A 24558-nucleotide genomic window follows, 5' to 3' on the forward strand; every position below is an offset into this window, starting at 1 on the left:
ATAACATATTTTTTTCCCAAACGCGGCTTACATACACAAGACATTCTTAATGATAGAGTGGATCTACTCCTCTATCAAAAATCTGATATTGTTATAATTCAAGCTGGTATCGTAGATGCAAGCAGACGCATTATGAAAAGAAGTTGGGAATGGTGTCTTGAATCTTTGCCTATTATTGGTCGCTTATATAAAAAACTTGCCTCTCGTTTCAGGCTTAAACTTACTCGTTTATATAATTTTCATTATGTCTCTCCTTTGCGTTTTCAAAACAATGTCATATCCATTTGTGATGATATTTACAAGGCAAATCCTTGGGCAAAAATTATATGGATTAAAATTGCACCTCCAGGAAAATCTCTTATATCAAAAGTATATGCCATTCACAAAGACATTGAGCTTTACAATACCATTTTGGCAGAATGTGCAAGTCAAAAATGTTTTGAGATACTTGACATTATCATTAAAATCACACAAAGGAGCAAATAATGACCTACGCATATTTAAGGGTTAGCACCGATAAACAGAACCTAGAGAACCAAGAATATGAAGTCAAAAAGTATGCCGAGCTTAAGGGCATTACGATAGATAAAATCGTGCAAGAAAAAATGAGTGGCAAAATAGCCATAGACCACAGAGAGCTAGGTAAGCTAAAAAAGAAGCTAAAAATGGGCGATACACTCATTGTGCCAGAGCTTTCAAGGCTAGGGCGTAGTATGCTTGATGTGCTAGAGTTTATAAACTATGTCATAAAGAAAAAGATTTCACTCATAAGCCTTAAAGAGAAGTTTGAACTAGGCGATAATATACAAAGCAAGGTAATAGCCTTTGCCTTTAGTCTAAGTGCAGAGATAGAAAGACAGCTTATATCCCAACGCACAAAGGAAGCATTGCATAGACTTATGGCAGAGGGAGTGCATATAGGCAGACCAAGAGGGAGTAGGAATGACTTTTTTAATGAAAAATGTGTGAAAAACCACGATAAGATTGTGGCAGTGTATGAAGCCAAAGGGAGCTTACCCAAACTAGCCCAAGAGATAGGCGTAGCAAGGGGGACATTGTATAGGTATATGTTTTATGCTGGGATACGAGAGCCACATCATCACTTAAGGAGAAATGGCAATGCAAAAGGCAGAGCGAGAAAGGCTAGGGGGATATATTGATTGGGATTGGGGAATCTATATTTTTCGCTAACGCTCAAAGCAAGCAACGCGTAGCTTCTTTAGAAAACAAGCGAAGCGATGTTTCTTTAGAAAATGACGAGGTAAAAGAGGTTCAAAATCACAATGGGGAAATAACTCAATACAACAATAAAGCGTCTTTAGTTTGTCATACTAAGCCTTGCGAAGTATCTCAAAACATAGAATCTAAAAGAGATTCTAAAAAAGATTTTTCGCTTTTTTCAAAAGCTCAAAATGACAAGGGGGAATGAGTCTCAAAATGATAAACAAGGAACAATATAAAACAACAAAAAGGATAATTAAGATGACACAAAGCCCACAAATCACATTGACACACAATCAACTAAGCCTAGCCAAATACCCAGCCTATATCTATATGATGAGTAATGCTACAAACTCTACACTATACATAGGCGTTACAAGCAATTTAGTAAAACGCATTTATGAGCATAAACATAAACTTATGCAAGGTTTTAGCCAAAAATACAACTGCACGGGGCTTGTATATTTTGAAGCGTTTGAAAATATTTCACAAGCCATTGAACGAGAAAAATATCTAAAAGGCAAAAAAAGAGAGTTTAAAAATAAGCTTATAGAATCTATCAATCTACAATATAAAGACCTAAGCGAATGTTTAGGTTTAGATACCGCATTTGCAACAAAAGGGGATATGATATGATAAGAAAAGAATCTAAACTTTGTCCCACTCAATCCCTTTGTCATACCGACTCTCCCCCTTGTCATACTGAGCCTTTAGGCGAAGTATCTAAAAATGCAGAATCCACAACAGAATCTAAAAGAGATTTTTCGCCTACGGCTCAAAATGACAAGGAGAAAAGAGATTCAAAGCAAGCAACGCGTAGCTTCTTTAGAAAACAAGCGAAGCGATGTTTCTTTAGAAAATGACGAGGTAAAAGAGGCTAAAAATGACAACACAAAAGCAGATTCTACCTTTAACACAAGCTAGAATCTCAAATTGACTCTTTAGTCTATACACTCTATAATCTCACAAATGATGAAATAGCAATCATACAAACCCACTAGCAAGGAGCGTGCGATGAGTATCACTCTAAACATTTCACAAGAGCTACAAGATGCCTACAAGGCTTTTGCTAAGGAGCAAAACATCAGCCAAGAAGAGCTTATGCAAAAGGCTCTAGCGGCGTATATGGAGGATTTGGAGGATTTAAGCGCGGCATTAGAGTGGCATATGAAAAGCCCCGATGAAAAGCGCGAGGGGGCAGTAAGCGCAAAAGAGCTTTATGAGCAGCTAGGGCTTTAGCGATACGGTTTGTCTATGCCAAAAAGGCAAAAAAGCAGTTTGAAAAGCTAGATACAATCACGCAAAAGCGTATCAAAGCCCTAACACAAGAGCTAGAGACCCTAGAAAATCCACGAAGCAAGGGCGAAGCATTGGTGGGCAATCTTAGCGGACTTTGGCAGTATCGCGTGAGGGATTATCGCATAATCTGCGAGATAAATGACAATGAGCTACTGATCTATGCTATCCACATCGCCCATAGAAAAGAAGTCTATAAATAGCCACCCAAAGCACCACACAATCTAAAACAAGATTCTACCTTTGACACAAGCAAGTTAGAATCTAAAATTGACTCTTTAGTCTATAAACTCTACAATCTCACAAACGATGAGATAGAAATAATAGATTCCAAAACATAAAAAAACTAATGCTAGAATTAAGCAATACAAAAGCCCAAAGGAGAGCCAATGACACTGATTATAGAAAATGCTAGTAAAGAACTTTACACTGCGATAAAAAGTCTAGCAAAGATTGATAACGCAAAATGCAAGGTGCAAAAGCCAAAGCTTACAAGGTTTGAAAAAGAGATTCTAAAGGCAAAAGCAGAACTTGAAAAAGAGAAAAGGGAAGGCACACTAAAGACTTACGCTAGTGCGAAAGAAGCGTTTGAAAAAGAGGGCTTACTCTAATGTATAAAGTGCATTTGACAAAAAGTTTTAAAAAAGACGCAAAAGCCCTAAGCCAAGCAGATAGAATCCTATCAATGCAGATTATAGACACACTGGCTAAAGGAGAGAAACTAGAGCCAAAACACAAAGACCACGCATTAAACGGCAATTTACAGGGCTTTAGAGAATGCCATATTAAACCTGATTTGCTACTAATTTATGAGCTATGCGATGATATTTTACAGCTTAATGCCTTGCGTGTGGGAAGCCATAGCAAATTATTTAAAAAATAGTAAGGTATGAAAGACTAGAATCTAGCGATAAACCCCTTATGTGATGAGATTATAAAATGTGTAGAGCAAATCCTAAAAATTAAAGCTTGTCATACTGAGCGTAGCGAAGTATCTAAAAACATAGAAACTGAACTTGTCATTTTTGCAAGTGTGTGTGAAATCCTTGCGGATTGCACGAGCGATAGCGAAAAATCTAAAAATACAGAATCTAAAGCTTGTCATACTGAGCGTAGCGAAGTATCTAAAAAACGCAGAATCTAAAAAAGATTTTTCGCCTTTTTCAAAGGCTCAAAATGACAAAGTAGAATATGCTAAAAATGACACAAGCAAGCTAGAATCTCAAATTAACTCTTTAGTCTATAAACTCTACAATCTCACAAACGATGAGATAGAAATCATAGAAAGGAAATAAATGCGAATTGATATTGGCTTAGAAATAGAAAATAGTCATACTGGGATAGTGGGTTTGGAAAATGATGTATTAGTTATTGCTCTAAATTTGCCACAAAATGCTCCACACACAAACAAAACACTGAATCCATATACCATCTACAATACTTTAGAAAATAAGGGAAAAAATACTTATAACAATACCAAGATTATAGAGAAAATTGAAACCCCCGACTTCATAGAATACCGCTTTAATTATGGGTTAATACTAAATATTTTTGTGGATAAAGAAAATAAAGTCATTTTAGAACACACAAAAAAGGAAATGGCATTTATAAATTCTATCTACTTTTCGTATGACATTATAGGTGATAGCAATGCTATTCCACAAGATGAACTATCAGAGCTTATAAAAGATTATGGCTATGAGAGAAAGGCTTACAAAAGCATTTTTAAAAAAGAGGTGTGTATAAATTATGGTTGCTTGGAGAGAGTAATATTCTCTCATTGCGAGTTTGAAGATAAACTTTCTCTATATCGTCTTAAGGACAGTAATGAAGCGATAGAATTCCACAACGGAATGAATTTTGAAAATTGTATTTTTAATGGTGAAGTGGAGTTTAGGAATCTTGTATCAGGGACTCCATTACCAAATCATAAATATCACAACAATGAACGAGAAACTAATTTTAAAAACTGCATTTTTAAAAAACGAGTTGATTTTTCTAATGCAAAGTTTTGTAATGATGTCTATTTTAACAATTCCCATTTTTATGATTCTGCTGATTTTCACGAATGCGAATTTGAAAAAACCGCCTGTTTTTATGGGGTAACTTTTCATAATAAAACAATTCTTAATTTTTCACAAGCTATTTTCAAAGAGAATCTAAACTTTGTAAATGTGAAATGTGATTTTGAGTTTGAGAAACTAGATGAGAGAATCAAACAAGAAAAAGAGCAGGACAGCAAGAAAAATTTAGATAAATTTGCTAACGACTTTAGAGATTCTTTTAGGATTATTAAAAATGCTTTGATAAAAGATAATAATCTCTTAGACGCTTCAAACTTCCATAAATATGAACTCTATTGCAAAGAAATAGAGCTAAAATCTAAAGATTCTAAAACTTTGCAAGATAAAATAGACAAATTACAACTTTGTTTCTATCGTAAGCTTTGCAACCATCACACAGATTTGATATTAAATCTAAAATGGCTAGTGATAACCATAGGCTTATTTACCATACTATTTTTTGCTTCAAAGATTATTCAAGGCAAAGAAATTTTGAATCTAAATCATTTTTTGAATCTAAATCATTATGGTATAGCTTTAACTGCTTCATCGTGCATAATAATAGTGTTGTTATATTTATTTGACTATCTAAAGCTATTAGGTGGTTTTGCTTGTTTGAATCTAGTAGCTACTCTATGGTTAGTTTGTTACAATCCAAAATTAATATTTGGTGTGGTAAATATTCTAGGCAATTCTTGTTTCAATAGTTTTGAAAATATCGTAATGGTAACTTATACAATAATGATGTTTCTGGTTGTCTTTTCACTTCAAAAAACCGCACGCAAAAACTCCATAGTGCCAAGCTAAATATACTAATATGCCACATCTTAGATTCTCAACAACAACTCAAAGCCACAAATAGAATCTAAACAGACAGCAACGCAAGATTCTCTCAAGCTTCAAATCGCCAACAGCACTTCGCCCTACTCTCGCACTTCCCCATTGCCTACAATGCAATACTTATAACTTCGCAGCGATTCTATCCCCATAGGACCACGCGCGTGGAGCTTAGAAGTAGAGATACCAATCTCCGCTCCAAAGCCAAACTCCCCGCCATCGCTAAATCGCGTTGAAGCATTGACATACACACACGCCGCATCAACACTGCTTAAAAACTTTTCACACACCGCCTTATTCTCACTCACAATACATTCAGAATGCCCCGAGCCATAGCGTGATATATGCTCCAACGCCTCTTCAAAGCCCCCCACAATCTTAAGATTAATAATCCTATCCCCCCATTCTTTAGTGAAGTCCGCCAAGCCATCAAGCTCTGTGCCTAGAGATTCTAACAAAGCTTGTGTTTCAAATCTCACGCTGATTTTATGTGAATGCAAACTCTCCACTATCTCGCCTAAACCCTGCTCCAAAAACGCAGAATCTACAATCACACATTCACACGCATTGCACGCCGCAGGATAGCTAAGCTTGGCATTTAGCACAATGGCTTTTGCCTTTTGCAAATCCGCATCTTTATGGATATAAGTATGACACACGCCCTTATCGTGCTTGATGATAGGAATACTCGCATTATGCTTTACAAACTCTATAAGCCCCTCTCCACCACGCGGGATAAGCAAATCCACATATTTATCCATTTTGACAAACTGCATTACAGATTCTCGCGAAGTATCTTGTATCATACTCACACACTCTTTTGGGAGATTGTGCTGTTGCAAAGCCTGTTGCAAAGCAGAATGAATTGCCATATTAGAATGATAAGCTTCCTTGCCACCTTTTAGCACACAGGCATTCCCACTTTTAAAACAAAGGGCAGCCACATCGCTTGTAACATTAGGACGAGATTCATAAATCACGCCTACAACGCCCAAAGGCACACTTATCTTTGAGATATTTAATCCCGCTTTACTTTGCCACTGCTGCATTATCTCGCCAACGACACAAGGCAAACTCACAATATCCCTTATCCCTTGAGCCATTGCTAGAATCTTGCTGTGATTAAGCTCTAAACGCTTTTGCATAGCTTGGGGCAAGGCAGAAGCTAACTTTAAATCCTTAGCATTTTCTTGGCAAATATACTCACTTTGAGATTCTAGAATCTCTGCCATAGATAGCAGCACGGCATTCCTTTGACTATCTTGCATAGTGTTTAGAATCCTTGAGCTTTGTTTAGTTTGAGCAAGTTGTTTTTCTAGGTTTTGCATAGTTTTTCCTTTTTGTAAAAATCTGCGTCGTCTTTTTTTTACTTTCAAGGGAGTTTGCGTTTTGTGCTTGGGCACTACCGACAAAAGGTAGCTTCTCGCACAAACACGCTACACAACCCTTGAAATTACTCAAAAATACTTCCGCAGTGGGGAGGGGCATTTTGAGTTTGTAGATTCTATTTTACACCCTTAAACCCAGCACCCAAATTTGCTTAAAAATTAAGATTCCATCTCTTCTCGCTCTTTTGCTAGGGCTTCCACCTCAGCGATAAAACGCTCCAAAAGTAGCTCTTCTTTGAGCTTACATAGAATCTTGCCTTCTTTAATAATCAGCCCATCTTTATTCCCAAAGGCAATGGCAATATCAGCGTGTTTTGCTTCACCCAAGGCATTTACTGCACAGCCCATAACGCTTACTTGCAATGGCGTTTTGATATGTTTTATGCGGGATTCTACTTCTTGCACCATTTTGACAAGATTCGCTTCAATCCTCCCACAAGTAGGGCAAGAAATCAAAGTTACACCGCTTTTTTGCCGCCCAGAATATTGCAAAATCATACGCGCTACTTTTATCTCTTCTTCAAGCTCCCCTGTGATAGACACTCTCATCGTATCGCCTATACCCTCCATAAGCAGCCCACCTAATGCCATTGAGCTTTTTACCATAGAGTGCGGCAAAGTCCCCGCCTCCGTAACGCCTAGATGAAAGGGGTATTCTACTAATGGGCGGAGCATTCTATAGGCTTCCATTGTGCGTAGCACATCACTTGCTTTGAGTGAAACCTTGATATTATTAAATCCAAAATCCTCTAAAAGCTTAATGTTATACAACGCAGATTCCACCATACCTTTAGGCGTTGCACCATATTTCTCATCAAACTGCTTCTCCAAGCTCCCGCCATTAACCCCTATGCGGATAGGAATCCCACAAGCATTACACGCATCTGCCACGGCTTTTATCCTATCTTTTGAGCCGATATTCCCCGGATTAATACGGATACAATCCACAGATTCAGCTGCAATCAAGGCAAACTTATAGCGAAAATGAATATCGGCAATCAAAGGCAGTGGCGAGACTTTTTTAAGATCTTTTAGTGCATTGGCATCTTTTGGATCACTCACCGCCACACGCACCATATCCGCCCCAGCAAAATACAATCTATCTAACTGCTCTTTTGTGGCTTGTATATCACAGGTTTTACTAAAAGTCATACTCTGCACACTAATTGGTGCATCGCCCCCAACAGCCACCGAGCCTACATAAATTTGTTTTGTTTTTACCCTTTGCATATAAAAATCCTTTCGCATTTTTTGTTTATTTTATCACTCTTGGGTAAAATTCCACCACACAAGATAAAGACTTAAGGGCAAATATGCACGAATATTCTATTGTCAATTCACTTATTGAAATGTGCGAAAAACAAGCCAAAGCCCACAATGCTAAAAGCGTAGAGGAAGTGCATATCGCCATTGGGGAGCGAAGCGGAGTGGAAAAAGCCTTGATTGAAAGTGCCTTTGAAAGCTTTAAGCTTGAATCTAGTGTGTGTCAAAATGCCAAACTTTGCGTGAAGATTCAAAGCGTGGTGCTAGAATGCAAGGATTGTGCTTTAAGCTTTGAGATAAAAGGCTTAAACCTTGCCAAATGTCCGCAATGTCAAAGTCAAAATACCCACATCATACAAGGCAAAGAGCTTCATCTCTTATCTCTTGAAATGTGTGTAGAATCCTAGTTATGTATAGAAGGAGTGAAAATGCAGCAAGATAAACCCTTAGCTCAAAAACTTGATGAACGCGTTTTTGAGCAGCTTTTGAAATATAATCCAAACACACAAAATCTTTGGGATATTGTCGGGCTTTTTGAAAATGAGCGGCAGAAATTGCGGCTTGAAGTGGCACAATACCACCAAGATATTAAAGATTCTCAAAGCACACTTAAAGCCTTACGCGCTGAAATTACAGCTACCAAACAAACACTTCATTCCCTAGAGCAACAACTAAGCCAAGCTCCACAGATTCCAGAAAATGAAAAGCACACTCAAATGCTACAAAAAATTACCGAGCTTGAATTAGAAAATTCCAAACTACGCGTGGAGCTAAGAGACTTACGCAGTGAGTTTGAACTAGAAGAAAATCTCCAGCAGTTTGAAGCTGAATCTAGCAAAGAATCTCATAAAGAATAAAAATGCCAAGCAACATAACACAAAAAAAATACAAACGCCTTTTTGTCAGTGCGTGTGAGCCAAGCTCAAATGTGCATTTAAAGCACTTAGCCAAGCATTTTGATAAAGAGCTAGAGATTTGCGGGGTTTTTGATAGAGAGACTTTAATAGATTTTGAGAAAGCCACGCCCAGCTTCACGCTTAAAGACTTTGCGGTGATGGGCTTTTTTGATGTGATAAAAAAACTAACATTTTTTAAAAAAGCCATAGCACAAATGAGTGAGTTAGCAAAAAGTACTGATTGTGTTTTGCTAATGGATAGCTCAAGCTTTAATCTCCCTATTGCCAAGGCATTGAAAAAATGCGGTGTTAAAGTGCCTATTGTGTATTATATTTTGCCACAAATATGGGCGTGGAAGCCTTGGCGAGCTAAGAGTATAGAGCAAAATTGCGATTATTTATGTGGAATCTTGCCTTTTGAACTAGAGATGTATAAAAATGCGTTAGCACAAAAAAGGGCATTATATGTGGGACACCCATTGCTTGATGAAATCACGGAGTTTAAAAATGAGCCATTACCTCACAAAACTTCTCCTATCGCCTTTATGCCCGGTAGCCGAAAAAGTGAGATAAAAAGAATCTTTCCTATTTTTGCTGAAGTCGCAAAAAGTTTGCCAAACAAGAAGATTCTTATTTTGCCTGAACATTTTAAAAAGCTAGATTCACAAGCTCTAAACGACATTTATGGCGATGAGATTAAGGCATTTGATATAAGCTTTGAAGCCAATAAAGCCCTGCTAGAATCTGGATTTGCCTTTATATGCTCTGGCACAGCGACACTGCAAGCTACACTCATAGGCACACCGCTCGTGCTAGGATACAAGACAAGAGGCATTGAAGTGTTGATTGCTCGGGCATTTGTAAGGCTTAAACACATAGGACTTGCTAATATTTTATACAACGCCCTGCATTCATCAAAAGGCGAGATAAGAGAGATTCACACCGAGCTTATCCAGTCTCAACTCACAGCGGAGAATCTACTCAAAGCCTTTGAACAGACGGATACACAAGCCTTTGATACAAAAGCTAAAGAGTTAAGAGGGTATCTCAAACACGGCAGTGCCAAGCAAACCGCCAACCTCATCAACACTCTCCTTGATTAACATATTTTTTAGTTTTGTGCTGTTAGAATTGCGAGTTTAAAATCAACTTAAAGGCTCTCTAAAATAAAATTGCGGATTTCTTACCACAGGCATACCGCTACCTGTTTTCCCAGAGTTTGTCTTCAAATAGGCGACCCTTATACAGGACACGATGCGGGAGAAATTACAATACTAGATGGACATCATCTTTCAAAATTTGGACACAAACTTGTCTATCAAACACTTAAGGATAAGCTAGAAACCTACCTATCACACAGATCCACAAACTCACAATAGCGGCAGGGTTGCCTATCCTTAGCCTTGCTAAATTCAACATCGCCTTTTAATGCTACAAGTTTTTCAAGCAATATCTCTCTCTTTTCTTGCTGCTCACTTTGCTGCACTCCACCGCATATATCCCAATAATACATACAAACAGGCAGATTTTTATATGCACTATCACTTTGCTTGAAAGCAAAATCATACAAAATCATCGCAAAATCATTTGCCATATCGCTTTTGATATTAAGATTCTTGCGATACTTATAGTCTATAATCTCCACAGCCTCGCCCACTCTCTGAATCCTATCAGGACGCACATAAAAGCTAAAGCCTTCAAGCTCTAGTCTCATATTTTCACCCTCAAGCTGCAAAATCTCCACTTCAGCTTGTTTTTCGCTCAAATTCGCTTGTGTAAAAAACCTTCTCAACTCACATTTGAGCAGCTCAATTTCAGCAAGATTCAAAGCACTTTGAGTTTGTTTTGCAAAATCATCAAGCCAAGATTCTGCACTTCTTATAATCTCTTGCATATCAAAACGCATTGCCCTATGGATAAATGGTTTATACACAGATTCTAAACAAGTATGCAAAACATTGCCTAAAAACGCATTGCCACCATTCTCACTAAACTCACTCATACGCTCTTCATAGAGAAAATAATACTTCCTCGGACATTCTAAAAATGTCTTAAGCCTACTTGGTGTTAGCACCTCTGGCATTCTCCCAAAAAACCTATCCTCACAATACGCTAATTTCCTACCCGTTGGCAAAAGCCCATAGAGCAAATCACCATTATAATAACATAGTTTTGTCTTCTGTCCTAGCTCATCAAGCAAGATGGCTTTTTGCTTATCTTCGCTCTCTACAAATGCCACTGCCACTTCGTTCGCTGTGCTAAAAATCCCATAATAATAATGCTTTTGAAGCTGCTCTTTATCCTTAATTGTTGGCATTTTTAGCTCACTTCTTAGCCGTGAGTTTAAAAACAAATCACCCTCACTCACATTTGGTATCACATCTTTATTGCAATCCACAATCACAGCTTTTTTATACGCAAAGCCACGAGATTCAAGCACTCCCATAACGCGTATTTTCCCGCCGTGAATATCATCAATACTTCTTTGAGCCAACTCCTCAAGCAAAAAGGAGAGAATATCACTCATCTCTAAAAAGTCTAAATCTAAAAGCTCCCATAAAAAAAGTAGCTCACTCACACACTCACGCACTTTCTTACTCTGCCTATCCTCATAGGGCAAAATGCTCTCCTGAATCACCTCGCACATTTGCTTGTAGCTTTTTTGAGCAGACATTTTAGAATCTTTACTTCCTTCTAAAAGCTTCTCCAAAGATTGAAAAGCTGGACTTAGTTTTATATCCATTCCCATCGCAAAATTAAAATTATGCCTTGTATCAAGCAAGGAAAGATATTTTGCAAAGCTCTCATTTGGGAGGATAACGACAATCTCCTCTTCCCTCACACCAAGCTTTAGCCACTCTTGAATCTTAGCAAACACCAACGCCACTTGGCTAATCCCAAGCCCAAAAGCATACGCATCAATCCGCTTACATATACAAAGCGGGGTAGATTCTAGAATCTCTCCACTGCCATAATCAGCCACATACGCAAAATGTGGCTTGCAAGATTGCACAATATGCAAAGGCAAAATATTTAAATCCGCATTATAATCATCAAGCCAAAAATGCACCTTCACAGGCACAACACTTGCTACCTGTCCCAAAAGCTCTTGATGTCGTGGATTTATCACACCCTCTATAAAAATCTCAATCTCACTAAAATGCTTTACAAAAGATTCATTCAAGCGGATTTTTGCACTTTTGGGCATAATAAACCCATCATAAAACTTTAGCTCCTCTAAACGCTCCTTATAACGAGCCTCAATCCACTCAAGCAAATGCAAATGGTCCTCATAATCCCCATAAGTATCAAAAAATGGAATCTGCTCAATCGCCACTTGAGCTTGAGCCAACTCATCAAAAAATGCAAACAAAAAATTTGAAGTTTCCAAAAACCCCAAAAAACTCTCTTCAAAAATCATTTTTGCACCAAGTAGCTTATCTTTGCATTCTTTCAAAATAGACATAGCCAAAGGCAATCGCATAGACTTAGGCAACGCCCTATATCCATTAATAATGACAAGCTGTGAAAAGAACTCACCCATCATCATATGCGGAGGAAGCAGCTCATCTGGGCTAAGATTTTGCATTAAGGCACGATTTGAGCTATAAACTTTAAGTGCTGTTTTCAAAAAATACCCTTATGTAAGCATTGTTTTTTACAAAGTTCTCTTGCCACTTTGATGATATTTTCCACACTGAATCCAAAATGTGTAAAAAGCATATCACCCTTGCCCGAAGCCCCAAAGCCCTGCATACTTATTACTTCATCTGCCACGCGATACCACTCTAGCCCCCTTGAAGCCTCAATGGCTACAATCTTGCTCTCCCCGCATAGCTCTTTAAGATAACTTTTTGGCTGCTCTATAAGTAAATCAAAGCAAGGCACACTTACCACTCTTGCTTGAATCCCCACTTTCTCCAACGCCTCACCTGCCTTGAGTGCAAGGCTTACTTCACTGCCACTTGCCATAAGCGTAATATCAGCATTTGACCTCTCCTGCAAAACATACGCACCCTTCTTTACTTTTTCTTTCAAATCCGCAGTATAGGGCATAAGCACGGGGAGATTTTGACGACTTAGCACAAACGCACAAGGCAAAGCAGAATCTAATGCCACTTGCCAACACGCCACATTCTCATTTGCATCAGCAGGGCGGAAGACCAACAAATTTGGCATTGCCCTAAAATGGCTTAACTGCTCTATGGGCTGATGTGTCGCTCCATCTTCACCCACGCCAATAGAATCGTGAGTCCAAATATAATACACCCTTGCTTTCATAAGACTTGCCACACGCACACTAGGACTCATATAATCGCTAAACACAAAAAAGGTGGCGCAAAATGGTAAGAATAAGCCATAGTTTGCTACACCATTGCAAATTGCCCCCATAGCGTGTTCTCTAATACCAAAATGCCAATTTTTACCCTGTGGGAAATCACCCTCATTTTCAAGGGTTGTATTATTTGATGGGGCTAAATCCGCACTTCCTCCAATAAAGCCCTCCACTCCAGCAGAAATAGCATTAAGAATCTTGCCATTACTCACACGAGTTGCTATACTCTCCCCTATCTCAAATTGTGGATAAACAATATGTGATATATCCATTTTTACCATAGATTCAAATCGCTCTCTTGCAATTTGCGGGAGATTATCCACTTGCTTTTGCCATTGTAATTCTAAAAGCTCTCCACGCTCTTTTATCATTCCAAAAGCAAAGGCTACATCGTTAGGAATATGAAAAGATTCTAGCGGGAATTGCAATTTTGCTTTAGCTTTTTGGATTATCTCTTCACCTAGTGGTGCGCCGTGAGCTTTATGGCTACCCTCCAAACCTAGAGCATTTTTAGCAATAATAGTCTTAGCAATAATCAAGCTTGGTTTTGAAGAAGCCTTAGCAGATTCTAATGCAGCGTGAATCTGCAAGAAATTATGTCCATCGCATTCTAGCACTTCCCAGCCTTGAGATTCAAACCGCCCTCTTATATCCTCACTCATCGCAATATGCGTTTGTCCCTCAATAGTGATGTTATTACTATCATAAATCACAATCAAATTTGAAAGCTTATGATGTCCAGCAAGCGAGGCGGCTTCATAGCTAATACCCTCTTGCAAATCCCCATCACCACATAAACAATATACAAAATGTGAGAAAATCTCACGCCCAAAAAGATTTGTCGCATATTTACTTGCCATCGCCTTGCCTACAGCATTTGCCACACCTTGCCCTAAAGGACCTGTGGTGATCTCAACACCTTGTGTATGCTTAAATTCAGGATGTCCGGGCGTTTTTGACCCAAGCTGACGAAAAGATTGTAAATCCTGCATACTTACATCAAATCCCCACAAATGCAATAATGAATACACCAATGCACTTGCGTGCCCACCGCTAAAAACAAGCCTATCACGATTAAGCCAAGTTGGATTCTTAGGCGAAATATTAAGATGAAAGCTTAATACACTTGCTATATCAGCTAGTCCCATTGGTGCGCCGGGGTGTCCGCTATTTGCCCTTTGCACTATATCTGCACACAAAAAGCCTAGCGTGTGAGACATCTTTTGTAATAATGGCACATCTTCATTTGTGATGGAAACTTGTCCTTGCATATACTCTCCTTAAAGATTAGATTCTAAATTTTAAAGCTTATGAACGCAGAGTAGCCTCAAATGTATCTTGCAAAAGCTTCAATACATTCTCTACCACTTCGTTTAATTGCGTATCTTTTAATGTCCCATCATTTGATTGTAGCACCATTCTTATGCTTAAAGCCATTTTGCCCTCCAAACTCTCATCAAAATACACATCAATGGGATACACATTTTGCAAATATGCAAACTCCGCCTTTTGTATCGCCTCTCGCACACAATAAAAAGGAATATCCCTATCAAGCAGGATTGTCAAATCACGCATAGATTTTTGGTATTTTGAAAATTCTTGTGCTTGAGTGAGAGCAAAGTCATTAGATTCAACTTGCACTTCACAAATAAAAATATCAGCATCTATTTGCGGATGAAGCTTTGCGATAATGCCAATAGGCTTATCTTTGACATACACAAACGCACTTTGATAAGGATGCAAGATTTTCTCACTTACAAAGCCAAAAGAAGCCAACAGCTCATCTTTGTTAGATTCATCACGGATATTTTTAAAGCCAACTTCACCTAAACAACGCTGACACACTGCCCCAAAAGAGAAAAAATCCCATTGTTCTGGCTTGGTATGCGGATAGCACTCCTCCTCTTTATAGCCACTTGCAACAAAGGCAAGCTTACTAGATTCATTGCGTTTATCATCATACACGCTACCAATCTCAAACAAAGCAAGATTCTTGTATCCAAAATTTTCATTGCGTTTGATAGAATCTAAGAGTGAGGGCAAAAGGCTTGTGCGAAGTGTGTCAAGATCATTTGTGATAGGATTTATAAGCTCTAATTCCTCTTCCAAACGCACAAATCCTAGCTCTTGCAATTTTTGACTTGAGGCAAAAACATAGTGGATACACTCCACAAAGCCATTAGCAATAAGCCTATGAGCCAAATCTCGCGTGTGTTTATAGGCAAAATAAGTCGCATTGGCATTATGTGTTTGCAAACAAAAAAGCGGCGTTGAGGGGACATTATCAATCCCGTAGATTCTCATCACCTCCTCTGCAACATCTTGAATCCCCTGAATATCGTGGCGATAAGGCGGCACACAAATCATAAAAAAGTTTTCATCACAAGTTGCATCAAGCTTAAAATCAAGCCGTTTTAAAATCATTGCAATCTCTTCTTTTTCAAGCTGTGTGCCAATAAGCTGATTAATCGCACCAAAAGTTGTTTTGATACTTATCTCCTCTGTGCTTTGAGCAATATTGTGCGAACCAGAATACACCAGAACATCTGAAGTGCCAACCATTTTTGTGCATAAAAATTCAATCCCTTGCTCTAAGTCCGGGTTGCTCCCACGCGTTGTGCGATAAGTAAGCTGTGTATCGCCCATAATGGCATTATCACACAAAACTTTTGCGAGTGAGTTTGGATTCACATAACTTGCTTCAATGATAAGAATTTCTGAACGCGTCCCAAAATGTCGCTCTCCATAGGACACGCCAATGACTGAAAGCTTAGAGTTTGCAAACACTGCTTCTAAACCATTTTCATCTTTTTTGATTCTAAGCTGTGCTGCCAAGCCATTATCCAGCACAATATCCTTGCTTTCACACTCTCTAAGCTTATAGGCATTTAAAATAACCCCTGTCATATAAGTGCCAAATTCTAGAAAATTACACACAATATCTTCACTCAAACTCCCATTTCTCGCTAGAGCTAAAGCAATATCTAGCGGTAGGTAGGCTTGTTTAATCTCCACAACACGATAGAGCAAATGTGCGTTAATCTTTTCATCGGTAAGAATCTGCAGCACCCGCCCAAGCCCAAGTGTGATAACATTATCCATATCAACCTCACGCTTTAAACGCAACTCATAGCAAGCGGCAAGCTCTCTTGCGATACCAAGCACACTTAAACAATCTCCACGATTAGGCGTAATGCCCACTTCAATCACATAATCATCAAAAAGCGGTAGTTCGCTTATCTCCTTACCTAGCTCCAAGCTCCCTGCTGTTTTATCTAAAATCATAATGCCATCATTGATTTTTGGCAGTCCAAGCTCCGTGCTAGAGCATAGCATTCCACAAGATTCTACACCACGCAGAGTCGTTTTCTGTATGAGCATCCCTCCATTCTTGCCATTTGGAATCTTAGCACCCTCTAATGCCACTGCGACATACGCTTCAGCCTTGAGATTATTTGCTCCGCATACGATTTGAAGCTCCTGTGTGCCAATGCTAACCTTACACACATTAAGCTTACTCGCATCTGGGTGTGCCTCATAGGAGAGAATCTTACCCACGACAACCTTTTTTGACACATTCAAAGCATAGGCAGATTCTACCTCTAAGCCGATACTGCTTAGCCTTACACAAACTTCATTTATATCAAGATGAGAAATATCCACAAATTGTGATAGCAAATACTTTGTAAAAATCATTAAAACTGCTCCAATACTCGTAAATCTGTCTCAAAAAAACTACGCAAATCATTTACACGATGAATAAGCATAGCAAACCTCTCTACCCCAAGCCCAAAAGCATATCCGCTCACATCTTTATAACCCACAGATTCAAAGACTTTATCATTCACAATGCCACAGCCTAGCACTTCAAGCCACCCTGTGTGAGAGCAAACCCTACAACCATCACCTTTGCAGAATACACAGCTTATATCTACCTCCGCACTAGGCTCTGTAAAAGGAAAAAAGCTTGAGCGAAAGCGGATTTTTACATCACCAAACATAAAGTGTAAAAAATCCTCTAAAATATACTTTAAATGTGAAAAGCTAATGGTATCTTTTTTATCCACCACCAAGCCTTCTACTTGATGAAACATAGGAGAATGTGTCAAGTCATAATCCCGCCTAAATACGCTACCGGGTGCTATCATACGGATAGGCAGTGAGCCTCTCTGCATTGTGCGAATCTGCACGGGCGAAGTATGAGTGCGAAGCAGCATAGAATCTTTAAAGTAAAAGGTATCCTGCATATCTCGTGCGGGGTGGAATTTAGGAAGGTTGAGTGCTTCAAAATTATGAAAATCATCTTCCACAAGCGGACCACTTTCAATAGAAAAGTCCATATTTGCAAAAAAGTCAATAATCCTATCCATTGTTTGATAAATTGGGTGTCCATTACTCTTTGGACGCAAAGCGGTAAAAAGACTTGCATCAATGGCTTCTTTAGAAAGATTTTCATTCATTTGAGCTACAAACAAACTCTCTTTTTTTGCTGTAAGCTTAGATTCAAACTCCTGCTTAAAAGTGTTTAGAATCTTTGCTTGTATCTTTTTTTGCTCATCGGGGAGATTCTTTAGCTCGGCAAATTGCTGTGTTAAAATGCCCTTTTTACCCATAATCTCAATACGAAGACTTTCAACCTCCTGCAAGGTTTGCAACTGCGATATTTTTGCAATAATTTGCTCCATCTGTGCTTCCAATACCTATCCTTTATGTGCGTTTGTTTGAAGATAAAAAAGCGACATTGTAACACATTATGGGTTATTATTGAGATTTAAAAGTTATAATTGCGTGGATTTTTTGAGATTTTCTCACATTTTTTTAAATGATGAAAAATTGTGAATCCATTGCAAATCTATGGGAACAAATCCCTTATTTTTATCAAAAAGGAGCATAAGATGGCAGAAAAAACGATTTTTGAAAAAGTTGTAAGTGGGGAGCTTCCAAGCAAAAAAGTGCTTGAAAATGATAAGTTTTTAGCCTTTTATGACATTAGCCCAAAGGCTCCTGTGCATATTTTGGCTATCCCTAAGGAATGTATCAAAGACTTTGATTGTGCAGATTCTCATCTTCTAGGGGAGCTTTGTGGCTTTGCTCAAGAGGTTGTAAAAAAAGTGGGGATTGACAAAAGCGGATATAGAATCATCACAAATATCGGCGTTGATGGTGGGCAGGAAGTGCCACATTTGCATTTGCATATACTTGGTGGGACAAAGCTTAAATTCCCTCCGCTTGTGTAAAATCTTAGATTCTATTTTTAACCATAACAATGCGTGAAGATGCGATAAAATGGAATGAACGCTACAAGCAAGGCTTTATGCCAAGTGAGCCTAGTGCGTTTGTGATAAGTGCTTGTGATGTGCTAAAAGACATTTTTTCTCTTGAAGTGGATTTAGACAAACTAGATTCAAAAAACTCTCTCAAAAACACAAAGCTCAAAGCCCTTGACATCGCCTGTGGCAATGGACGCCACAGCAAGATTCTAGCATCTCTTGGATTTTGCGTAGAGAGTGTAGATATATCTCAAATCGCCCTAGAAAACCTCTCACATATTCCACATATCACGCCTATCTGTGCTGATTTAGATACCTTTAGCATAACGCAAAAATATGATGTGATTTTAAATAGTTTCTTCCTTGATAGAAGGCAATTTATGCCTATAATAAACGCACTTAATCCAAATGGCATTGTGCTTTTTGAAACTTTTATTGACATAGATTCTAGCTCCGCACAACACGATAAAGCCTTGTATATGGGAGAGTTAGAACAAATTTTTAGCCCGCACAATCACTTTGAGACTTTGCATTTTCACATCTACAAAAACACAAGGGCAGAATCCGCATATAGACATATCATTCAGCTTATCGCACAATACAAGCCCAAAGTAGAATCTAACCCCATAAGAAATACCTATGACTTATAGCTTTAAACAACGCACTTATAAGATTCTCAAAATCGCCCTGCCCTCTGGTGGCAACTCCTTACTTGATATTGCTAATATCAGTATAGGAATGTATTTTATCGCTCATATCTCAAATGACACACAAACTATTAAGCACAATATTGTCGCACTCGGGCTTGGTATGAGCTGCTGGATGTTTCTTTTTGCACTTACAACAATTTTTTATGTTGGCACAAATGCACAAATCTCCCGTGCCTTTGGTGAAAGGAATCACGCTAAGTTAAGTAAGATTCTAAGCACGATGAGTTTTGGAGCAGCTCTCTTTTCAATCCCCATTTATCTTATTGCAAATGTGAGTAATGAATTTTATTTTGATTGGATGAATGTGAGTGGGGAGACAAAAACTTTAGGAATGCTCTATCTTAGCTTTATTTTTTATAGTATTCCTGCTTTTTTACTCAAAACAATCTTTATCTCCGCACTTGCTGGAGTTGGCGATACAAAAAGTGTGTTTTATATTAAAATCATCGCCACAAGCCTTAATATCGCTCTTAACTATATCCTTATTTTTGGCACACAACCCTTGCATATCTTGCCGCACATTCCGCCTCTTGGCATTATGGGAGCGGGTATTGCAAATATGGCAATTACCTATCTTGAATGCTTCGTGTTATTTTGGATTCTATGCAAGACACACAAATATTTACGCTTAAGCCTTGGCTTTAGGAGCAAAATTTTGTTTTTTGGCTTGAAGCTTGGGCTTCCATCTGGGATTGAACGCGCTCTCACTATCCTTTCGCTCGTGCTTATCACAAAGTTTATGACAGATTATGGGCTAGAAGTGATTGCGGGATTCCAAATTGGCTCAAGGGTGGAGAGCTTTATCCTTATGCCCGGCTTTGGCTTTCAAGTGTCGACAATGGCGTTAGTGGGGCAAATGATAGGAGCAAAACGACTGGATATAGCTCAAGAGTTTATCCGCACAATTTTGCTTATCTCTAGCGTTACTATGGGGATTTTGGGGCTTTTGCTTTGTGTATTTGGCGTGGAGCTTTCATCGCTTTTTAGCACAGAATCTGCTGTGGTGGATTATTCATTTGCCTATCTTGTGGCAGTTGGGCTTTCTCAAGTGCCACTTATTTGTATCTTTGTGCTTGATGGAGCATTGCGTGGAAGCGGAGCTACAAAGCTTTCACTTTGGGTAAATACGGGAAGTATTTGGATTCTTAGAATCTTGCCGATGTGGCTATGCGTGTATTTTCAAATCAATGTGGTGTGGATTTTTGCCATTGTTTGTTGCGAGACATACCTGCGTGCAGGACTTTTTGGCTTACTTTTCTACAAGGGCATTTGGAAAAAACATATTGTGAGAATATGAGAATTTGCAAGTCATTTGTTAGAATCTTATAGCTTGAAGATTCTAATTAAACTGCTTGGGAATGGAGTTTGGGCATACTTTAAGATTTTTATTAGATATTCTTACTTATAATTCCGCTCTTTGTTATAATATTTTCATCTTACAATTAAACTATTCTTAAGGACCAATATGATTTTAAAAGACAAAGTCGTTGTTGTAACAGGTGGAGCAGGGCTTATCGGCAAAGGATTCGTAGAATCTATTATCCGCCACGGAGGGATTGGCGTCATCGCTGATATTAATCTTAGTGCTGCTGAATCTGCTAAAAATGCCATCTATGAAAATCTCAAAGATGAGTATTTGAGTGCGGATTCTATTTTTTGCATTGAGCTTGACATCACTTCAAAAGCGAGTTTAGAATATGCTATCTCCACGCTCCATTCACGCTTTGGCAAAATTGATGCCCTAGTTAATAATGCCTATCCACGCACGGCAATGTGGGGGAAAAAGAATTTCTTTGAAGTAGAATATGATGATTTTTGTGCCAATATGAATATACAAATGGGTGGTTATCTGCTTACATCTCAGCAATTTGCCAAATATTTTAAACAGCAAGGTTTTGGGAATATTATCTCAATGAGCAGTATTCAGGGTGTGTATGCCCCAAAGTTTGACACATATATTGGCACACAAATGGATAGCCCAGTTGAATACAGCATTATCAAAGCTGGGGTGTGCCATATGACACGATATATGGCAAAATACCTTGCCAATACTGGGATTCGTGCTAATGCCATTGCCCCAGGTGGAATCTTGGATAATCAGCCGCAAAGCTTTTTGGAGCGTTACAGGGGGCATTGCACAAGTAAGGGTATGCTTGACCCACAGGATTTGAGTGGGACACTTGTATTTTTACTCAGCGATGCAAGTCAATATATCAACGGACAGATTCTTATTGTTGATGATGGCTGGGGGTTATAAACTAGAAATAGGAATGCTACAATGGAGTACTGATTAGACTCTTAGATTGATTTAAAGTTAAGAAAAGGACAATGATGAAAAAAAATGTTATTATATTTGATAGATCTTATGACAAACCTCTACTCCCTCCTGAGCTACTTGCAGCTAATTATCATATTGCTGTTCTTATTGTTACAACAGATGCAATTGCAAACAGTATGAGAGAACAATATGAATGTGATACGAGAATTACTCACATCCTTTCTATGCATGATGTAGAACAACTGAATGGAATTCCTTATCTCGATTATGAGCTGCTTCAAACCTTCAGAGAGACGCAATACAAAATAGAGTTTGCGTATCATCGTTGGCTTAATGATGGTATGTTGGCAACCAATAGATTTATTAATGCTCTATGTTGGTGGAATCATATTTTCGACACTTTTCATATTGATTTGGTGCTAATCGATAATTTAGAACATGGCTACACTTATGATATTCCTGCACATATTGCTAAACACAGAGGTATTCCAGCGTTCTTTGTAACATCATCAACGTGCAGCCATGTTTCAATACTTCATCATAATTATGGCACCTACATTCCACTTCCTTTATCACAAACAAGTGATACGGAGATAGAAAATTCTCTTTTTTACAAATTTGAACCAGATACAACGAGGTATTCTACAGAAAAGCTTTCTGTATCAAAAAAAATAAAAAGAAAGTTAGCAAACATTATGCTTAGCGTCTTTGGGCAAATTCTTGTAGATTTTGCGAATTGTCTTATACATAAAGATTTTAACACCACTATGAAAACAGCTGCAGGAATTTATCATTTTCCATTTTGGCATAAGGCTTATTCTCTCTTTTATCTCAAGAAAATGAAACGCCTCTACACATCACTATCGGTTCAACCACAGGAAAATGAAAACTTCATATTTTACGCTATGCATTTTGAACCAGAGGGTGGAACGACCGTATGTGTACCACTGCAAAATCAACTCACGATCATCCAAATGCTTCATAGTGCTTTACCAAATGGTTGGAAGCTCTATGTCAAAGAACATCCACATCAATTTATGTTCAACAATATAGAAATGGGTTATTATCTCTATAATCTTAAATGGTGGAAATCAGTGGAATTCTACCAAGAACTCCGAAAGCTAGAAAATCTTTCTTTTATTGATTTTAACATATCGTCTCAACTCCTTATAAAACAATCTAAAGCCATTGCCACAATTAATGGCACAATACATCTAGAGTCTCTATTCAACAATAAACCATGCATTGTTTTTGGAGGAAAAAATATTCTTCTCCAATGTGCAAAAAATATGATCTATGTTAAAAACTTTACAGATTTGCAGAGTAGCTTAGAAAAACTTTCAAAGGAGCCATGTGTATTTGATAATAGCGAAAATTTTTTTCAGTGTTTGTCTTATTTGAAAGACTATACAACAACTTATCTGTCACCTATGTATGCAAAAATCATTTTGCACGGAATACATGACTATTTAAAAAATATGGAAATAACTAGGTAGATTTTTATGTTCAATGTTACGACATACCAAGATGCACAAAAAGATGGGGAAATATATGCAGAAATCACAGTCTATCCCACCCAAACTTGCTTTGTCGGTCAATCTGGTTGCAACAACTCTATTCCACTTACGGATATTTTTGGCAACTTTCATTATTTCTTCCGACCATATACCCACAATACATTGGAATGTAAAGTTAGACTATTACCCTATGCGTACTGCTACACAAACAATGAAATCGTTTGGACAAAAAGCAAGAAAGTGTTAATCTCTTATACTCTTCATCGCAATCATCCTATGAAGCACATACGAACATCAACCAAATATAAGTACTTTACATCTCTTTGTAGAAGTATGCAAAAATGGTTAAAATTTTATTTCGACTCTTTTTTTGTAAAAAAATATCAGGCTTCAGTTGCCCTACTTTCCCGCCATGAAGTAAGTGAAACATATGGACATTTTATAAGAGATGTAATAGGTGCTTTTTATCAACTTAAATTGGCTAACATAACTCCAGACTTTTATATTCTTCCACTAAACACACCATTCCAAGCACAAATGTATGAATTACTAGGCATTCCTAGAGAATGCATCATTCCATCTTGTCCCAAAAATACACTCATTCAAGCAAAACAACTTATTATCCCAACCCTAATGGCTGATTATGAGATTGTTGAGTACCGCAGACACTTGCATTTTCGCTCTTTCCTGATGCCACTATTTGTCTATAAAATGTATGATGATCTTTTACCAAATAATATAATACCAAAGAGGAAGATTTTTCTTGTACGCCCACACAATTCTAATCGTAGTATTGAAAATCAAACTGAAGTGGAGTATGTTTTTAAAAATTTTGGATATGAAATTATCCTACCCGATACTATGAACATCAAGGAGCAGATCTATACCTTTGCTTCAGCAACACATATAGGCAGTATGCATGGATCAGCATTGGTTAATATTGCTTTTTGCAAAAAAAATACACGCATCTTTGAAATATTCTCACAATACTATCACGATCCAGCACAATGTTATATGGCCCTAGCAAGAGGTTGTAAATATTCCTATATGGTGGGAGAAACACACGATACATCAATGCATCCTCAACAAGAAAATGTCTATATCAATCCAGAAAAGCTCAAACTCGCCTTGCAAATATTTGAGCAAGAATAATCAGTAGAATCTAGCATTTTAAGAAAGTGGTACGCCCGAAGGGAGTCGAACCCCTAACCCCCAGATCCGAAGTCTGGTGCTCTATCCAATTGAGCTACGAACGCAAAGTCTAAGAATTTATGGGGTGGGTGATGGGGATCGAACCCACGACCCTCAGAGCCACAACCTGATGCTCTAACCAACTGAGCTACACCCACCATAAAAAGATTTAAGAAGTGGTCGGGGCGAAAGGATTCGAACCTTCGACCCCTTGGTCCCAAACCAAGTGCGCTAACCAGACTGCGCTACGCCCCGACACGAAGTTAAAAGGGCGTAATTATAGTATAACATC

General features: G+C 38.2%; 25 protein-coding genes, 3 tRNA genes and 2 pseudogenes. 21 read left to right on the top strand and 9 right to left on the bottom strand.

Annotation, left to right across the window (positions count from 1 at the left end):
- The 12 genes and pseudogenes from EBF12_RS09300 to EBF12_RS09355 form a co-directional block, all read left to right on the top strand.
- Positions 1–486, top strand: a 486-nt coding sequence (locus EBF12_RS09300) for an SGNH/GDSL hydrolase family protein (protein WP_279629431.1), incomplete at its 5' end; no start/stop codon positions are given.
- Positions 486–1160 (top strand): recombinase family protein, encoded by a 675-nt coding sequence (locus tag EBF12_RS09305; protein ID WP_121727402.1) that lies wholly within the window; start codon positions 486–488, stop codon positions 1158–1160. The genes EBF12_RS09300 and EBF12_RS09305, both read left to right, overlap by 1 nt.
- Positions 1157–1429 (top strand): hypothetical protein, encoded by a 273-nt coding sequence (locus EBF12_RS09310; RefSeq protein ID WP_121727403.1) that lies wholly within the window; start codon positions 1157–1159, stop codon positions 1427–1429. The genes EBF12_RS09305 and EBF12_RS09310 overlap by 4 nt, the downstream gene beginning before the upstream one ends.
- A 53-nt stretch (positions 1430–1482) precedes the next feature.
- The gene (locus EBF12_RS09315) at positions 1483–1857 is read left to right on the top strand and encodes a GIY-YIG nuclease family protein (RefSeq protein WP_121727437.1); all 375 of its coding nucleotides are present in this window, start codon (positions 1483–1485) and stop codon (positions 1855–1857) included.
- Positions 1858–1950: 93 nt separating this feature from the next.
- Positions 1951–2145: a hypothetical protein gene (locus EBF12_RS11315; RefSeq protein WP_167444801.1), complete on the top strand. Its 195-nt coding sequence runs from the start codon at positions 1951–1953 to the stop codon at positions 2143–2145.
- 90 nt (positions 2146–2235) lie between these two features.
- On the top strand, positions 2236–2460 hold the full coding sequence (locus tag EBF12_RS09325) for a DUF6290 family protein (RefSeq protein ID WP_121727405.1): 225 nt from the start codon (positions 2236–2238) through the stop codon (positions 2458–2460).
- 2 nt (positions 2461–2462) lie between these two features.
- Complete coding sequence (locus EBF12_RS09330; RefSeq protein WP_121727406.1) at positions 2463–2720, top strand: type II toxin-antitoxin system RelE family toxin; 258 nt, start codon at positions 2463–2465, stop codon at positions 2718–2720.
- 45 nt (positions 2721–2765) lie between these two features.
- Positions 2766–2858 (top strand): annotated as a pseudogene (locus EBF12_RS12355) (type II restriction endonuclease); the annotation flags it as partial.
- 48 nt (positions 2859–2906) lie between these two features.
- Positions 2907–3128 (top strand): hypothetical protein, encoded by a 222-nt coding sequence (locus EBF12_RS09340; RefSeq protein ID WP_121727407.1) that lies wholly within the window; start codon positions 2907–2909, stop codon positions 3126–3128.
- Entirely contained in the window at positions 3128–3400 is a 273-nt protein-coding gene (locus tag EBF12_RS09345; protein ID WP_121727408.1) for a type II toxin-antitoxin system YafQ family toxin, read from the top strand. Before EBF12_RS09340 ends, EBF12_RS09345 begins: the two co-directional genes overlap by 1 nt.
- A 322-nt stretch (positions 3401–3722) precedes the next feature.
- Positions 3723–3812, top strand: a pseudogene (locus tag EBF12_RS12285) (type II restriction endonuclease); the annotation flags it as partial.
- Positions 3813–5387 (top strand): pentapeptide repeat-containing protein, encoded by a 1575-nt coding sequence (locus tag EBF12_RS09355; protein ID WP_244196497.1) that lies wholly within the window; start codon positions 3813–3815, stop codon positions 5385–5387. It abuts the pseudogene before it with no gap.
- A gap of 116 nt (positions 5388–5503) precedes the next feature.
- On the opposite strand, the gene EBF12_RS09360 is transcribed toward EBF12_RS09355, so the two are convergent.
- Both EBF12_RS09360 and ispG read right to left on the bottom strand, forming a co-directional pair.
- A complete protein-coding gene (locus tag EBF12_RS09360) occupies positions 5504–6745 on the bottom strand; it encodes a glutamate-5-semialdehyde dehydrogenase (RefSeq protein WP_121727409.1) in 1242 nt (413 codons plus the stop codon).
- A 219-nt stretch (positions 6746–6964) separates the two neighbouring features.
- A complete protein-coding gene (gene ispG / locus EBF12_RS09370; protein WP_244196498.1) occupies positions 6965–8035 on the bottom strand; it encodes a flavodoxin-dependent (E)-4-hydroxy-3-methylbut-2-enyl-diphosphate synthase in 1071 nt (356 codons plus the stop codon).
- 83 nt (positions 8036–8118) lie between these two features.
- Between ispG and hypA the strand changes: the two genes are divergently transcribed.
- Genes hypA through lpxB form a run of 3 tightly spaced genes read left to right on the top strand, consistent with a single transcriptional unit; the run spans position 8119 to position 10067 of the window.
- Entirely contained in the window at positions 8119–8475 is a 357-nt protein-coding gene (gene hypA, locus EBF12_RS09375) for a hydrogenase/urease nickel incorporation protein HypA (protein WP_121727412.1), read from the top strand.
- Positions 8476–8496: 21 nt separating this feature from the next.
- On the top strand, positions 8497–8925 hold the full coding sequence (locus tag EBF12_RS09380) for a hypothetical protein (protein WP_121727413.1): 429 nt from the start codon (positions 8497–8499) through the stop codon (positions 8923–8925).
- Positions 8926–8927: 2 nt separating this feature from the next.
- Entirely contained in the window at positions 8928–10067 is a 1140-nt protein-coding gene (gene lpxB / locus EBF12_RS09385; protein WP_121727414.1) for a lipid-A-disaccharide synthase, read from the top strand.
- Between the two features lie 242 nt (positions 10068–10309).
- Here lpxB and EBF12_RS09395 read toward each other — a convergent pair whose 3' ends face one another.
- The 4 genes from EBF12_RS09395 to pheS are packed head-to-tail and all read right to left on the bottom strand — an operon-like array spanning position 10310 to position 17985.
- The gene (locus EBF12_RS09395) at positions 10310–12595 is read right to left on the bottom strand and encodes a RecB family exonuclease (RefSeq protein WP_244196499.1); all 2286 of its coding nucleotides are present in this window, start codon (positions 12593–12595) and stop codon (positions 10310–10312) included.
- On the bottom strand, positions 12592–14571 hold the full coding sequence (gene tkt / locus EBF12_RS09400) for a transketolase (protein ID WP_121727415.1): 1980 nt from the start codon (positions 14569–14571) through the stop codon (positions 12592–12594). The genes EBF12_RS09395 and tkt overlap by 4 nt, the downstream gene beginning before the upstream one ends.
- Before the next feature lie 37 nt (positions 14572–14608).
- Entirely contained in the window at positions 14609–16996 is a 2388-nt protein-coding gene (gene pheT / locus EBF12_RS09405; RefSeq protein WP_121727416.1) for a phenylalanine--tRNA ligase subunit beta, read from the bottom strand.
- A complete protein-coding gene (gene pheS, locus EBF12_RS09410; protein WP_167444802.1) occupies positions 16996–17985 on the bottom strand; it encodes a phenylalanine--tRNA ligase subunit alpha in 990 nt (329 codons plus the stop codon). Before pheS ends, pheT begins: the two co-directional genes overlap by 1 nt.
- 210 nt (positions 17986–18195) lie before the next feature.
- Here pheS and EBF12_RS09415 point away from each other — a divergent pair, with 210 nt between their 5' ends.
- From EBF12_RS09415 to EBF12_RS09440, 6 genes are all read left to right on the top strand, one after another.
- On the top strand, positions 18196–18537 hold the full coding sequence (locus EBF12_RS09415) for a histidine triad nucleotide-binding protein (protein ID WP_121727418.1): 342 nt from the start codon (positions 18196–18198) through the stop codon (positions 18535–18537).
- Positions 18538–18566: 29 nt separating this feature from the next.
- Positions 18567–19220, top strand: a complete 654-nt coding sequence (locus EBF12_RS09420) for a class I SAM-dependent methyltransferase (RefSeq protein ID WP_121727419.1) — start codon at positions 18567–18569, stop codon at positions 19218–19220.
- Positions 19210–20577 (top strand): MATE family efflux transporter, encoded by a 1368-nt coding sequence (locus EBF12_RS09425; RefSeq protein ID WP_121727420.1) that lies wholly within the window; start codon positions 19210–19212, stop codon positions 20575–20577. Before EBF12_RS09420 ends, EBF12_RS09425 begins: the two co-directional genes overlap by 11 nt.
- 171 nt (positions 20578–20748) lie before the next feature.
- Entirely contained in the window at positions 20749–21537 is a 789-nt protein-coding gene (locus EBF12_RS09430; protein WP_208630979.1) for an oxidoreductase, read from the top strand.
- A gap of 74 nt (positions 21538–21611) precedes the next feature.
- Entirely contained in the window at positions 21612–23054 is a 1443-nt protein-coding gene (locus tag EBF12_RS09435) for a hypothetical protein (protein WP_121727422.1), read from the top strand.
- Between the two features lie 354 nt (positions 23055–23408).
- On the top strand, positions 23409–24227 hold the full coding sequence (locus EBF12_RS09440; RefSeq protein WP_244196500.1) for a glycosyltransferase family 61 protein: 819 nt from the start codon (positions 23409–23411) through the stop codon (positions 24225–24227).
- A 27-nt stretch (positions 24228–24254) separates the two neighbouring features.
- On the opposite strand, the gene EBF12_RS09445 is transcribed toward EBF12_RS09440, so the two are convergent.
- The 3 genes from EBF12_RS09445 to EBF12_RS09455 form a co-directional block, all read right to left on the bottom strand.
- Positions 24255–24331: transfer RNA gene (locus tag EBF12_RS09445), tRNA-Arg, on the bottom strand.
- A gap of 16 nt (positions 24332–24347) precedes the next feature.
- A tRNA-His gene (locus EBF12_RS09450) sits at positions 24348–24424 on the bottom strand.
- Positions 24425–24443: 19 nt separating this feature from the next.
- Positions 24444–24521 (bottom strand) — tRNA-Pro (locus EBF12_RS09455).
- Positions 24522–24558 lie beyond the last annotated feature (37 nt).

This window comes from Helicobacter labetoulli (genome assembly GCF_003670275.1).
Classification (GTDB): Bacteria; Campylobacterota; Campylobacteria; order Campylobacterales; family Helicobacteraceae; genus Helicobacter_C; species Helicobacter_C labetoulli.